This window comes from Prevotella sp. (assembly GCF_036570325.1).
In the GTDB taxonomy this organism is placed as follows: Bacteria; Bacteroidota; Bacteroidia; order Bacteroidales; family Bacteroidaceae; genus Prevotella.
The window spans coordinates 527539-542066 of the sequence record NZ_DATCYK010000056.1 but is presented as its reverse complement, the minus strand read 5'-3'; the positions used below and the strand labels follow the sequence as shown (position 1 = coordinate 542066).

10 protein-coding genes are annotated in these 14528 nt (G+C 42.1%); 6 read left to right on the top strand and 4 right to left on the bottom strand.

All coding sequences use genetic code 11. From position 1 onward, the window contains the following. Positions 1-3: 3 nt before the first annotated feature. From VIR50_RS06415 to VIR50_RS06405, 3 genes are all read left to right on the top strand, one after another. The gene (locus tag VIR50_RS06415; protein WP_331934308.1) at positions 4-1254 is read left to right on the top strand and encodes an ABC transporter permease; all 1251 of its coding nucleotides are present in this window, start codon (positions 4-6) and stop codon (positions 1252-1254) included. Between the two features lie 158 nt (positions 1255-1412). After that, positions 1413-3086, top strand: coding sequence for an AMP-binding protein (locus VIR50_RS06410; protein WP_331934307.1), 1674 nt, complete (start codon positions 1413-1415; stop codon positions 3084-3086). A 43-nt stretch (positions 3087-3129) separates the two neighbouring features. Continuing rightward, positions 3130-4794, top strand: a complete 1665-nt coding sequence (locus tag VIR50_RS06405; protein ID WP_331934306.1) for an AMP-binding protein — start codon at positions 3130-3132, stop codon at positions 4792-4794. Positions 4795-4864: 70 nt separating this feature from the next. Here VIR50_RS06405 and VIR50_RS06400 read toward each other — a convergent pair whose 3' ends face one another. Continuing rightward, entirely contained in the window at positions 4865-5266 is a 402-nt protein-coding gene (locus tag VIR50_RS06400) for a hypothetical protein (protein ID WP_331934305.1), read from the bottom strand. 127 nt (positions 5267-5393) lie between these two features. Here VIR50_RS06400 and lepA point away from each other — a divergent pair, with 127 nt between their 5' ends. Both lepA and VIR50_RS06390 read left to right on the top strand, forming a co-directional pair. Beyond that, on the top strand, positions 5394-7178 hold the full coding sequence (lepA, locus tag VIR50_RS06395; protein WP_331934304.1) for a translation elongation factor 4: 1785 nt from the start codon (positions 5394-5396) through the stop codon (positions 7176-7178). Positions 7179-7248: 70 nt separating this feature from the next. Further along, positions 7249-7845: a Crp/Fnr family transcriptional regulator gene (locus VIR50_RS06390; protein ID WP_331934303.1), complete on the top strand. Its 597-nt coding sequence runs from the start codon at positions 7249-7251 to the stop codon at positions 7843-7845. 132 nt (positions 7846-7977) lie between these two features. Here VIR50_RS06390 and VIR50_RS06385 read toward each other — a convergent pair whose 3' ends face one another. Further along, on the bottom strand, positions 7978-8715 hold the full coding sequence (locus VIR50_RS06385; protein WP_331934302.1) for a YebC/PmpR family DNA-binding transcriptional regulator: 738 nt from the start codon (positions 8713-8715) through the stop codon (positions 7978-7980). A 52-nt stretch (positions 8716-8767) separates the two neighbouring features. Next, complete coding sequence (gene pheT, locus VIR50_RS06380; protein ID WP_331934301.1) at positions 8768-11236, bottom strand: phenylalanine--tRNA ligase subunit beta; 2469 nt, start codon at positions 11234-11236, stop codon at positions 8768-8770. Between the two features lie 157 nt (positions 11237-11393). Here pheT and ypfJ point away from each other — a divergent pair, with 157 nt between their 5' ends. Beyond that, positions 11394-12278, top strand: a complete 885-nt coding sequence (gene ypfJ / locus VIR50_RS06375) for a KPN_02809 family neutral zinc metallopeptidase (protein ID WP_331934300.1) — start codon at positions 11394-11396, stop codon at positions 12276-12278. A gap of 528 nt (positions 12279-12806) precedes the next feature. Here the strand turns inward: ypfJ and VIR50_RS06370 are convergent. Beyond that, positions 12807-14381, bottom strand: coding sequence for an NAD(P)/FAD-dependent oxidoreductase (locus VIR50_RS06370; RefSeq protein WP_331934299.1), 1575 nt, complete (start codon positions 14379-14381; stop codon positions 12807-12809). Positions 14382-14528: the final 147 nt, after the last annotated feature.

Below are 14528 nucleotides of genomic sequence, written 5' to 3'. Positions count from 1 at the left end.
TTTATGAATTTCCCCCTGTTTATTGCCCAACGGCTGTTCAAAGAACAAAGCGACAAGAAGAAAGTATCACGACCGGCCATCCGAATTGCCACAGCCGGTGTGGCAATAGGATTGGCCGTGATGATTGTATCTATATGCGTTGTGTTGGGATTCAAACATTCCATCAGAAACAAGGTAATGGGCTTTGGCAGCCATATACAGGTGGCGGATTTCATGACCTTACAGACCTCAGAATCTTATCCTATACAAATGGGCGACTCCATGTTGCGGGTCTTGAAAAAGGTTCCGGGGGTGAAACATGTGCAGAGATTTGCGACAAAACAAGGTATTCTGAAGACTGATAATGATTTTCTTGGCGTCATCTTTAAAGGTATCGGCCAAGAATATGACACCGCGTTTATCCATGCGAACCTGAAAGCCGGCTCTATTCCTAAATTCTCCGACGCCAAATCCGGCAATCAAATTTTGGTGTCTAAGATAATGGCCGACAAACTGCGATTGGCTGTAGGACAGAAGATTTTTGCCTATTTCATCGATATGAACGCAGGTGTTAAGACACGTCGCTTTACAATTGCCGGTATTTATGAGACAAACTTGTCGCAATATGATCAGGCCATTTGCTTCACCGACTTGTATAGTGCAGTGAAACTTAACGGATGGGAAAGCGACCAAGCCAGTGGAGCAGAACTGACCGTACACGATTTTAACCAACTTAATAGGTCGGAAGATTATATTATCAAGAATGTCAATAGGACCATTGACAAATATGGCGAGACTTATAGTTCCAAGACAATACAAGAGATTAGCCCACAAATTTTCTCATGGCTCGATCTCCTTGATTTAAATGTTTGGATTATCTTGGCCCTCATGATAGCCGTCGCCGGTGTCACCATGATTTCCGGTTTGCTGATTATCATTCTTGAACGGACCACCATGATAGGACTACTTAAGGCGCTGGGAGCGAGAAACAGCACCATACGCCATACTTTCTTGTGGTTCAGTGCATTTATTATAGGTAAAGGATTGCTGATTGGTAATCTGATAGGTTTAGGATTGGTGGTTATTCAAAAGCTGTTGGGGGTCATAAAACTCGACCCCTCCATTTATTATGTGAACGTTGTTCCCGTGGAAATCGATTGGGCATTGATAATTCTTCTCAACATCGCCACCTTATTTATAAGTGTCTTTGTGCTCATAGCGCCAAGTTATCTTATATCCCATATCCACCCGTCTAAGAGCATGCGCTACGAGTAAAGCCGCATAGGTATTTTTAGGACAACCAATGTCGCAAACCGAACAATCGGCTTTTGCGTGGCTTTGTATATTGTAATGATTTCGTATTTTTCTGCACAAAACTTTTGGATTTGCGCAAATAACATGCTACCTTTGCACATAAATTTGAAGATTGTGCAATGAAATCATTACCCAGCTTTAACTCTTATATAGAACAAAGTATTTTAAACAATTGGGACAAAGATGCGCTTACTGATTACAAGGGTGTAACTTTACAATACCACGACGTTGCCCGCAAAATAGAAAAATTACATATTTTATTTGAAGAAAGCGGAATCGGTAAGGGAGACAAGATAGCATTATTTGGCAGGAACAGTTCACATTGGGCTGTTGCTTTTTTGGCTACTGTAACTTACGGCGCCGTGGTTGTTCCCATACAACATGAGTTTACACCCGAGCAAGTGTACAACATAGTTAATCACTCCGAGTCAAAGCTGCTTTTTGTTGGTGACTTCGCCGCACCTCAAATAGATTTTGATAGTATGCCGGAGTTAGGTGGTATTGTCTATCTTCCTGATTTTTCTATCATTGCACATCGTACTGACAAGTTGACTTATGCCCGAGAGCACCTGAATGAAATATTCGGACAAAAATATCCCAAGTACTTTAGAAAGGAGCACGTGAGCTACCATAGGGATGCGAATGAGGAGCTGGCCATGATTAATTATACCAGTGGCACAACCGGATACTCAAAGGGTGTCATGATACCCTATAGGGCTTTAGTCAGTAATGTGGATTATATTACACAAGTCATTGGTAGCAAATTAGACAAAGATAATAGAAATGTACTGTCTATTCTGCCCATGGCCCACATGTATGGGTTGCTCGTAGAATTCCTCTTTGAATTCTGTTTTGGTAACCATATCTATTTCTTAACTCGCTTGCCTAGTCCTTCCTTTATTGCGGAAGCATGCACAGAGATAAAGCCTGCGATATTGGTTTCTGTGCCACTGATAGTTGAAAAGATTATCAGAAAAAAGATATTCCCTATTTTCCAAACCCATAGGGTTAAATTCCTGCTCAACATTCCCGTGCTTAACAAGAAGCTAAAAGAACATCTTGTTAACATGGTCAAAGCAGAGTTTGGTGGAAAAATCTATGAGATTATGGTGGGTGGAGCACCCTTGAATAAGGAGATAGAGAAATTTCTTACCGACATAGGCTTCCCTATTACCATGGGATATGGAACGACGGAAACCGCTCCTATGATTACTTATAGCGACTGGAGAGATTTCGTTGCGGGTAGCTGCGGAACTCCTGCCTTGAATATGGAGGTGAGGATTCATGACGAAAATAATCCTGAAAGTAAAGAAGGCGAGGTTATTACCAAGGGAACCAATGTTATGTTAGGCTACTATAAAAATGAGGAAGCTACTAAAGCTGTAATCGATGAAGCAGGTTGGTTCCACACGGGTGACTTGGGTATGATGAGTGAAGACGGGCATGTATTTATCAGAGGCCGTATTAAGAATATGCTATTAGGCTCTAATGGTCAGAACATTTATCCCGAGGAAATAGAGGACAAACTGAACTCAATGACAATGGTAAGCGAAAGTTTGGTAATTCAAGAAGGCGAAAAGCTCGTTGGATTAGTTTATCCCGACCACGACGAAGTAGACTCTTTAGAACTCAATGAGAATGATTTAACTGAGATTATGGAGCAAAATCGTTTGGACTTAAATCAACTTCTGCCCCATTTTGCACAGCTGTCAGCGATACGAATCCATGACAAGGAATTTGAGAAAACGCCTAAGAAGAGTATTAAGCGCTATCTCTACCAATCTAAAAAATAAGTGATAATAAGAATATACAACATATAACTTAAAATAATTGATTATGGAAAATGTACCTAGTTTTAATGAGTTAATACAGAAATCCATTATTGACAATTGGGAGCTTGATGCATTAACAGATTTCAAAGGTGCAACTCTTCAGTATCATGATGTAGCACGTAAAATAGAGAAACTCCACATCATGTTTGAAAACAGTGGGGTCGTAAAAGGTGATAAGATAGCTCTCTGCGGGCGTAACAGCGCAAGTTGGGCAGTAGCCTTCTTGGCAACTTTGACCTATGGTGCCGTAGCTGTACCTATTCTTCATGAATTCACGGCGGAGCAAATACACAATATCGTGAACCACAGTGAGGCTAAGCTCTTATTTGTGGGTGACGTGGTTGCCACTCAGGTTGACCCCACCAAGATGTTAGGTTTGGAAGGTATTATTTATATCCCCGACTATTCATTGGTAGTTTCACGAACAGACAAACTTACCTATGCCCGTGAGCACCTCAATGAAATATTCGGTAAGAAATATCCCAAGTATTTCCGCAAAGAGCATGTGAAGTACTATATAGAAGAATCTCCTAATGAGTTGGCACTCATCAATTACACAAGTGGAACCACAGGTTTCTCAAAGGGTGTTATGATTCCCTATCGTGCAATTTGGAGTAATGCCGACTTTGCAAATCAGGTCTTAGGAGCTCACCTACATAAAGGGGACAGAGTAATCAGCATTCTTCCTATGGCCCACATGTATGGCATGTCTTTTGAATTTATCTTTGAATTCCTTTCCGGTTGCCATATCTTCTATTTGACGCGTGTACCGAGTCCTGCCATCATTGCACAAGCCTTTGCGGAGGTAAAGCCAAAGGTTATTATCGCAGTGCCACTCGTTATTGAAAAAATCATCAAGAAAAAGGTTTTCCCGAAGATTCAGAACAACAAGATGAAGATTTTGTTGAATATGCCCGTTGTCAATAAGAAGGTTAGGGAAAAGATTTGCGACCAAGTATCTAATGCGTTCGGCGGTGAATTCTATGAAGTTATTATCGGTGGAGCTGCCTTCAATCAAGAAGTGGAAAAATTCCTTCATGGCATGAAGTTTAAATATACAGTGGGTTATGGAGCTACGGAATGTGCACCAATTATTTGCTATGCCGACTATAAAGACTTCGTACCGGGTAGCTGTGGCAAGGCTGTGGTCCACATGGAAGTGAAAATAGACAGCCCTGACCCACAAAATGTGCCGGGTGAAATTCTCGCAAGAGGCATCAACGTGATGTTAGGTTACTATAAAAACGAGGAAGCCACAAGACAAACGCTTGACGCTGAAGGCTGGTATCACACCGGAGACTTAGGTACTATGGATGAAAATGGTAACGTATTTATCAAAGGCCGCTCTAAAAACATGCTTTTAGGAGCCAGCGGACAGAATATCTATCCAGAGGAAATAGAAGACCAACTCAACTCTATGCCTATGGTAGTAGAGAGCCTTGTCATTCAAGAGAATGAGAAATTAGTAGGTTTAGTCTTCCCCGATTTCGATGAAGCGAAAGCTATGGGACTCAACCAAGACGACCTCAACAATGTCATGGAACAAAACCGACAAGACTTGAATGCAACTTTACCGGCTTATTGTAAGCTAAGTGCTATACGCATTCATGATGAAGAGTTTGAAAAGACTCCGAAAAAGAGTATCAAAAGATACCTATATACAAAGTAAAAAGGCTGGTTTCAGCTTGCAATAGAGCAACTATTAAGGGGCCAAACACGTCATGTGATTGGCCCCTTGGTTATTTATTATACTCTTTCTTAGTATATATTGCTTTAAAAAGAGTTTCTTTTGGATTTTTCGTAGAATGACAAATGTATTGGAAATTAAATCCCGCATCCTTATAAACCCTCAAACTTGTATTGTCACTAATCCCTTTTGCCAATCCCTCTTTTATCTTCTGATAATTTTGATCAATAACCTTTTTATCATCAAACCTATCTGAAAACGAACAATAATAAGTATAGGTACGCGTGTTTTTATTAAAAATAACGCTATCGGTACGTGTAAAATTTGAAACAGGGGTTGGGCAATACTTTTGCGTAAACTCCTTTGCTTCTCTTTCAGCTCGTTCTTCTAAACTCTCATGTCCACACGAAGATAGAAACAAGCATGAAGCTAATATAAACAGATATTTATTCATATTCAATTATTTGTAGGCAAAGTTATCACTATTTTGATTATCTGCCAACTATTCAAAGAAAATTATCATACATCAAGGAAGCAAATCAATTAATTTAATTAACTTTGCAATTTAAAGAAGATAACCAATGAATCATATAAGAAATTTTTGTATTATAGCCCACATCGACCACGGAAAATCAACTTTGGCTGATAGATTACTAGAACATACAAAGACCATCCAAATCACGGAAGGCCAAATGCTTGACAACATGGACTTGGAGCGTGAACGAGGAATTACTATTAAGAGCCATGCCATTCAAATGGAATATACGGCCCATGACAATGAAAAGTATGTCCTCAACTTGATTGACACACCGGGACATGTGGATTTCTCGTATGAAGTTTCTCGAAGTATCGCTGCTTGTGAAGGGGCGCTCTTGGTGGTAGACGCTACACAAGGAGTGCAAGCACAGACGATTTCTAACCTCTATATGGCCATTGAGCATGATTTGGAAATCATCCCGGTAATCAACAAGATAGACATGCCAAATGCCATGCCTGATGAAGTTGAGGATGAAATCATTGATTTAATAGGATGTGATCGCAAAGATATTATCCGTGCATCCGGTAAGACCGGCGAAGGTGTAGAAGACATTTTGGAAGCTGTTGTTTCTCGCATTCCCCACCCCGTAGGTGATAAAGAAGCACCTGCTCAAGCACTTATTTTCGATTCAATTTTTAATAGTTTCCGCGGCATTATCGTGTTGTGTAAAGTCATAAATGGAACTATTAAAAAGGGAGAAAAGGTTAAGTTCTTCAATACTGATATGGAATATGTAGCCGATGAGGTAGGAGCATTAAAGATGGATATGGTTCCCAAGAGTGAACTTACTACCGGAGAAGTAGGCTACATTATAAGTGGTATAAAGACCGCCACTGAAGTTAAAGTGGGTGATACCGTAACTTCCGTGGCCAACCCATGCAAAACTGCCATATCAGGTTTTATGGAAGTAAAGCCTATGGTCTTTGCCGGTGTCTACCCTATCGACCCTAATGACTATGAGAACTTAAGGACCTCATTGGAGAAACTTCAACTGAATGATGCCTCACTTACATTCAGTCCGGAGAGCTCCATTGCCTTAGGCTTCGGCTTCCGTTGTGGTTTCTTAGGACTTTTGCACATGGAAATCATCCAAGAACGATTGGACCGAGAATTCAACATGGATGTTATTACAACCGTTCCTAACGTTTCCTACATGGTTTATGACAAACAAGGAAACTCAAAGGAAGTACATAATCCATCCGGATTGCCTGAACCAACGATGATAGACCATATTGAAGAACCCTACATCAAGGCTTCTATCATCACATCAAGTACATATATCGGGCCTATCATGAAGCTATGCCTTGATAAGCGAGGTGAGCTGATCAATCAAGAGTATGTCAGTGGAAACAGAGTGGAACTTCACTTTATGATTCCTTTGGGTGAAATTGTGATTGACTTTTACGACAAACTCAAGAGCATATCCAAAGGCTATGCTTCATTCGATTACCACATTGATTCATTCAGACCATCCAAACTTGCGAAGCTGGATATACTGCTAAATGGAGAACCTGTTGACGCTTTGTCAACACTTACTCATGATAGCAATGCCGTTACATTTGGTCGAAGAATGTGCGAAAAGCTGAAAGAACTGATTCCCAGACAGCAATTTGATATTGCCATACAAGCTGCTATTGGCGCAAAAATCATCGCTCGAGAAACTGTAAAGCAAGTCCGTAAGGATGTCACAGCTAAATGCTATGGTGGCGATGTCAGCCGTAAGAGAAAGCTTTTGGAGAAACAGAAGCAAGGAAAGAAAAGAATGAAGCAAGTTGGAAATGTTCAAGTACCGCAAAAAGCCTTCTTAGCTGTGCTGAAATTGGATTAAATTTCCACTTCACAATCACAAACTTTATTTATTTAACTTGATTATATTAACTCCATAAAGGAAAGGAAAAATGAAAGAACTTGTCAATACAACAAGAGATGTTGCACGAGAACTTGCTCGAAAGTATAGTACAATGACCCATGAGGAGTTGGACTTACTTGAGAATATTCTTGTACCGAGAAAATATAATAAGGGGCAGATTATCCTGAAAGAAGGAGATATTTGTGATAGCATTTACTATGTTGATAAGGGCCTTGTTCGTCAGTTCTATTTCAAGAATGAAAAAGAAGTAACAGAGCATTTAGGAGAAAACCATACTATATTCATGTGCATAGAGAGTCTTTTCAAAGAAGAACCCTCCAAATTGCAGGTTGAAGCCATTGAACCTTCCATCATTTACGCGCTTCCTAAAAAGGAATTGGAAAGCGTGGCGCTGCACAATGTCAATATACAAATACTGTATAGAAAGATTTTGGAAGAAAGTTTGATTCTTTCGCAAGTACATGCTGATCTTGTCAGATTTGAAACTGCACAAGACCGTTATCGGAAAATGTGCAAGCTAATGCCGCAAGTTGTCTTGCGGGCTCCATTGGTATATATAGCCAGCTACCTACAAATGACTCCGGAAACATTGTCAAGAGTAAGATCTTCTACCCTATTAGACTAAAGTCAATGCAGGGGAAGTTTCTTGAAAACTGACAACTATTATCACTCTCACACACATAAGCAAACAATAAGCGGGATGTCTATTTCATTTTGATTAGACATCCCGCTTACTTTATTTTAGCGTGAATAAAGATTATTCTGCTTCTTCTGCCGGCTTCATATTTGTATATACAGTTTGAACATCATCAAACTCTTCTAAACGCTCAACCATCTTATCAATCGTCTCACGCTCTTCAGCCGTAACATCCTTCAAATCATTTGGGATATAAGTAAACTCAGCACCGGTCACTTCAAAGCCCTCAGCCTCAAGGTGCTTCTGAATGTCTCCAAAGCTCTTGGGGTCGCCATAGATAGTTACTTCTCCGGCTTCCTCGTCCTCATCAAATTCATCTTCTACACCGTAGTCAATGAGATCAAGAATCAACTCGTCCATATCAAGTCCGTCCTTTTTCTTAAAAGTGAACACACTCTTATGATCGAAGAGGAATGACAAGCTACCGGTTGTACCCATGTTACCATTGAACTTATTGAAAACAGAGCGAACATCACCCACAGTACGGGTAGTGTTATCTGTCAGCGTGTCAACAAAAACCGCAACACCATGAGGACCATAGCCTTCATAAGTTACCTCCTTATATTCGCTTTGGTCCTTACCCATCGCATTCTTGATGGCACGCTCAATATTATCCTTCGGCATATTCTCACGCCTACAGTTAGCTATCAACGCACGAAGTGTGGGATTATTTTCCGGTTCAGGGCCACCGGCTTTCACAGCAATAGCAATCTGTTTACCTAATTTCGTGAATGTACGGGCCATGTGCCCCCATCTTTTCAGCTTTGCAGCTTTACGATATTCAAATGCTCTTCCCATTGGAATAATGTTTTATTAGTTATCGTTTATTATTTTATTCTTATCAATACTACTATCTCAACTGTGCATCCAATTTACTTGTAAGATTGGCAATCAGTTTCTTCATAATAGCTTCTATCTGCTTATCGTTAAGCGTTTTCTGCTCATCTTGCAAGATAAAGTTCACGGCATAACTCTTTTTGCCGTCCGGAAGATTCTTACCCTCGTAGACATCAAAAAGCTCAACCTTCTTCAATAGTTTCTTTTCAGACTGTCGGGCAATATCCTCTATTTGCTTGAATGTAACACTCTTATCTACCAGCAGGGCCAAGTCTCGGCTGACAGACGGGAATTTCGTTATTTCAGTGAATGTCACCTCATGCTTACGAATGGCTTTTGTCAAAGCTGACCAATTGATGTCAGCAAAGTAAACGTCCTTTTCTATATCAAACGACTTGCGGATAGACACGTCCAAAATACCAAGTTCGGCTAACACTTTACCACCTTTCGTCTCAAACCGTATAGATTTTGAGAAGATATTATTATCGTTATCCGAGACGATCAGCATATCGGGTGAAAGTCCAACACGTGCAAAGATATTCTCCGTATGGGCTTTCAACTCATAAAAACTGCTTTCCTCATCAGGATGAGCCCAACTTCCGGTAACTCGCTTACCGGTAACCCACAAGCCCAAATGATTCTCCTGACTATAGCCTCTAATAGGTTCTTCAGCCGTCCACTTATCCTCATGGAACGCATAAGTATTACCAAACTCAAAGAATTTCAAGTTAGGATTCTTGCGATTAGCGTTACGTACAATGCTCTCCAAGCCACCGAAGAGAATACTTTGGCGCATAATGCCCAAATCAGCGCTAAGCGGATTCATCACTTTCACCGTAGAACTCTCAGGATAGGTGTTCAAATCAAAGTTGGTATAATAGGCCGATTTAGAAAGAGAATTATTCAGAATCTCATTAAATCCACTACCTACAAGCTGCTCGCTGATGATGTTTTGCAACTTATAAATATGGTCTTCCTCACCCTGAACTGTCAAGGAGCTCTTTAATTGGGTAGGAATCTCCACATTATTATATCCATATATGCGCAGAATATCCTCTATCACATCGCACGGACGCTGCACATCAACACGGTAAGCCGGCACAAGGAGTTCCAAAGCAGTATCCGTTTCGGAAACAATTTTCATTTCCAAACTGGTTACGATGTTCTTAATCGTCTCCTTACCGATTTCCTTTCCTATGAGCGTATAAACATAATCGTATTTCAAAGAAACGGCAAAGTCGTCCATCTTTGTAGGATATACATCCTTGATTTCCATGCTTATCTTGCCTCCGGCCAACTCTTTACAAAGAATAGCAGCCTGCTTCAACGCATAAATTTGCCCATTAGGATCGATACCACGCTCAAATCTGAAAGATGAATCGGTAGACAATCCATGGCGACGGGCACTCTTACGAATCCATGTAGGATGGAAATAAGCACTCTCAAGCACAACATTCCTTGTCGTTTCGTAGGTTCCGCTACCCTTTCCACCGAATACTCCGGCAATACACATGGGCTCACTCGCATTGCAAATGCTCAAGTCATGCGTTCCCAACTCATGCTCCTCACCATCCAAAGTAACGAACTTGGTGCCCTCGGGCTGGGTGCGTACAACGATTTTATGGCCCTCCACCATATCAGCGTCGAAGCAGTGCATGGGCTGACCGTAAGCCATCATAACATAATTGGTTATGTCAACGATGTTGTTAATAGGACGCAAACCAATTACACGCAGCTTATTTTGCAACCATTCAGGACTTTCTTTTACTTCACAATCCGTAATGCTGACACACGCATAACGCTTGCAGGCTTCCGTATTCTCTATCTCAACCTCTATCGGCAAATCGTTATTATCCACCGTAAAAGCCGAACAATCAGGACGATGCAAGCTCGTCTCATAACCATTCTGCTTGAGCCAAGCATATAAATCACGGGCTACGCCATAGTGACTCAATGCGTCGGCACGGTTAGCCGTGATGTCTATTTCAAGTATCCAATCGCTTTCCAAGTGATAATATTCAGCGGCAGGCATACCCACTACGGCGTCCTCGGGCAATACAATGATACCGGCATGGTCGGTACCCACACCGATTTCGTCCTCCGCGCAAATCATACCATAGCTGTCTACGCCACGAAGTTTGCTTTTCTTGATCGTGAAACTCTCTTCACCATCATACAACACGCAACCCAAATCGGCCACGATAACCTTCTGACCAGCCGCTACGTTGGGTGCTCCACAAACGATCTGCTGCGCTTCACCCTTACCTAAGTCTACAGTAGTGACATGCAAATGATCTGAATTTGGATGGGGTTCACAAGTCAAGACTTTACCAACATAAAGTCCCTGAAGACCACCTTTAATACTTTGAACCTCTTCCAATGAACCGACTTCGAGACCACATGAGGTCAGCGCGTCCGCTGTTTGCTGTGGCGTCAATTCAAAGTCAACATATTCTTTAAGCCATTTGTAAGAAATATCCATTATAATGTTTATTTATATATTCACAAAAACGATGCAAAAATACTAATTTTCCAGCAGGTAACAAAATGTATATGGAATTAAATTCATATATTTGCAGCGCTATTATAAAAAGGATTTAACAAGTTATTTTTACACATTTATAATTCAAATTACACCTATGAAATTAAATGGCAGACGCGAAAGCACTAACGTAGAAGACCGTAGAGGAATGAGTAGAGGGGCCAAAGCCGGAATGGGTGGCATAGCCGGTATCATCTTCGCGGTCATCATTACCCTGATGGGAGGCGGCAACTTGGGCGACGCTTTAGGCACAGTGGTACAACAACAGCTACAAGGACAACTACAAGAGCAACCGGCCGGAAACCAAAGAGAGTTCACTGAAGAAGAGCAAGCGGCCGCGGAATTCTCCAAACAGATACTTGCCAGCCTTGAAGAAGTATGGACGGCACAGTTCCAACAGAATGGTATGCGCTACGAATACCCCACGATGGTGCTCTTCACCGGTAGCACCAGCACAGCTTGTGGCACCGGTTCCTCGGCCATGGGTCCATTCTATTGCAGTGGCGACCAAAAGCTTTACCTCGACCTGAGCTTCTTTGCTTCCATGAGCTCACAGCTGGGTATCAGCATAAGCGATAAGAGCTCGTTTGCCTACGCCTACGTTATAGCTCACGAAGTGGGCCACCACATAGAATACTTGAGAGGCACTTTAGCCAAAGCCCACGCCAAAATGAACCAACTCGACAAGGCTTCCGCCAATAAAATCAGCGTAAAACTGGAGCTGCTTGCCGACTATTACGCAGGCTGCTGGGCACATTATGAACAACAGAAATACGGTAGTCTGACCGAGCAAGACTTAGCTGACGCCATTGACGCAGCCCAAAAAATCGGCGATGATTACCTGCAAAAGCGCTCCCAAGGCTATGCCTCGCCCGATAGCTTCACCCACGGTACGTCGCAACAACGTATGTATTGGCTGAAGAAAGGCTTTGAATCGGGCGATTGGAACACGACAACTTTCGATGAAGGAGAATTGGACTAAGCCTAAACAAGGTGGTCTCCTTATCCCCTATTAAGTACATCACAATGAATCTGTAGACTTAGGATTCATTGTGATTTTTTATTACAAAAAGTCTCAAATGGCTGGCTTTTTCAAAAAAACTTTCCACTTTAGCCTGAAAAATCAATTGTAGCCAATAATTAATAAAACGCTTATAATCAACTAATTATAAACAATCAGATATATTATCTGCTAACAAAAAGCCCCTAAAACATGTGCTATGACAACACAAGAGTAGCCCTTTTAGAACCCAAACATAACGTTTTGAACCTCTAAAAGGGCCACTATGAATGGCTTATCGTGCGAAAAACGCAGTCTATTGCCTTAACTAAGAGAAAGCAAAAGGGCCAAAAGCTGCTAAAAACTGTGTAACTGCCGGCCCGTTATTTTCTATTTGAACAATTTAAACGAACACTTTTTTAGTGAACTTTTTCTTACAAATTCACAACCTATTCTCATCCATAAACAGTTAGGAAACAGCCTCCACGGCCACCGATTTTCATGCGCTGTTTACCCCAAAGCCGCCGCATAGAGCGCACAAGCCTCGGCACAACGCTCACCATCGATACCGGCTGACACGATTCCCCCGGCATAGCCGGCCCCTTCACCACAAGGGAAAAGACCTCTTAAGGTAACGTGTTGCAGGGTCTCACGGTCACGGATGATTCTTACGGGTGACGAAGTGCGTGTTTCCGCAGCTATCAATATGGCCTCGTTTGTCAAGAAGCCATGGCTGCGCTTGCCAAATTCAAGAAAGCCTTTTTGCAGTCTTTCACTCACCATTTTTGGAAGCCAAAAATGCAAAGGGCTGGCGATAAGTCCCGGCGCATAGCTACTTTTAGGCAAATCAGCGCTCAATCGACCATTCACAAAGTCGGCCATGCGCTGTGCCGGGGCCGTTTGGCGTCTGTTACCGTTCAACCAGCAATCTCTTTCTACCTTTTCTTGAAAGCGCATAACTGATAAAACATCGGCCGGGTCACCCACATCCTCGGGATGGATTTCTACAACCATGCCGCTATTACTCCACGCCGTACCACGATTACTCGGGCTCATACCGTTCACAACCAACTGTTCATCGCCCGTAGCGGCAGGAATGACAAAACCACCGGGGCACATACAAAAGCTATAAACGCCACGACCATTCACTTGAGTCACGAAAGAATATTCGGCAGCGGGCAGATATTTACCTCGACCTTGCCTATTGTGATATTGTATTTGGTCGATAAGCTGCGAGGGATGTTCCAACCTGACGCCTACGGCTATGCCTTTAGCCTCGATGGGAATATGCGCATCGGCCATGTAACGATAAACATCGCGGGCACTATGACCGGTCGCAAGAATAACCGGTCCTCTGTAAATTTCCTCGGCACCGGTCACTAAGTTGAGCGCCTCAACGCCCACCACGCTGCCAGCTTCGACCATTAGGCCCGTCATTTTAGTTTGAAAATGCACCTCACCTCCACACTGTAGAATCGTATTGCGCATGTTTTCAATAACCCGAGGGAGCTTGTCCGTACCGATATGAGGATGGACGTCAGACAGAATTGACGTGGAAGCACCATGCTGACAGAACACGTTCAGTATTTTATCTACACTACCCCGCTTCTTGCTCCGCGTATAAAGTTTACCATCAGAATAGGCTCCCGCACCACCCTCACCAAAGCAGTAGTTACTTTCAGCGTCCACTTTCTGCGTTTTGGTAATGAGCGACAAGTCCTTCTTACGCTCTCTGACATCCTTTCCACGCTCAATGACTATCGGGCGTAGTCCCAATTCAATGAGCCTGAGCGAGGCAAACAAGCCACCGGGACCTTCGCCGACAACGACAACGCTCGGCTTATCGCCCACATAAGGATAATCTGTTCGGGCGAACATATCATCTTGTGGTAATTCATTAATATAGACTCTGATGGTAAGATTGACAAAGATGGTGCGCTGCCGAGCGTCAATACTGCGTTTTAAAATCCGCACATGATTGATTGTACGCACATCTATACCTTTGTCTTTGGCAAAATAATCGGCAATAGTTGCTTCAGAAGCTGCCTGCTGGGGCAAAACTCTTATTTGGCATTCCTGTATCATGGTGCAAAGATAACACATTATTTATAAATATTTTTCCTCATTTATCATCATTCTGCAAAAAGCAAGTCGTATGTTTGAAAATAAAAGAAAAATGTTTGTTAGTATATAAGAATATTAGTAGTTTTGCAGCAATTAAATTAAAAGTAA

Coding starts and splice junctions, on each gene's coding strand:
- VIR50_RS06415 (WP_331934308.1), top strand. CDS start 4: ATGAATTTCCCCCTGTTTATTGCCCAACGGCTGTTCAAAGAACAAAGC.
- VIR50_RS06410 (WP_331934307.1), top strand. CDS start 1,413: ATGAAATCATTACCCAGCTTTAACTCTTATATAGAACAAAGTATTTTA.
- VIR50_RS06405 (WP_331934306.1), top strand. CDS start 3,130: ATGGAAAATGTACCTAGTTTTAATGAGTTAATACAGAAATCCATTATT.
- VIR50_RS06400 (WP_331934305.1), bottom strand. CDS start 5,266: ATGAATAAATATCTGTTTATATTAGCTTCATGCTTGTTTCTATCTTCG.
- lepA (WP_331934304.1), top strand. CDS start 5,394: ATGAATCATATAAGAAATTTTTGTATTATAGCCCACATCGACCACGGA.
- VIR50_RS06390 (WP_331934303.1), top strand. CDS start 7,249: ATGAAAGAACTTGTCAATACAACAAGAGATGTTGCACGAGAACTTGCT.
- VIR50_RS06385 (WP_331934302.1), bottom strand. CDS start 8,715: ATGGGAAGAGCATTTGAATATCGTAAAGCTGCAAAGCTGAAAAGATGG.
- pheT (WP_331934301.1), bottom strand. CDS start 11,236: ATGGATATTTCTTACAAATGGCTTAAAGAATATGTTGACTTTGAATTG.
- ypfJ (WP_331934300.1), top strand. CDS start 11,394: ATGAAATTAAATGGCAGACGCGAAAGCACTAACGTAGAAGACCGTAGA.
- VIR50_RS06370 (WP_331934299.1), bottom strand. CDS start 14,381: ATGATACAGGAATGCCAAATAAGAGTTTTGCCCCAGCAGGCAGCTTCT.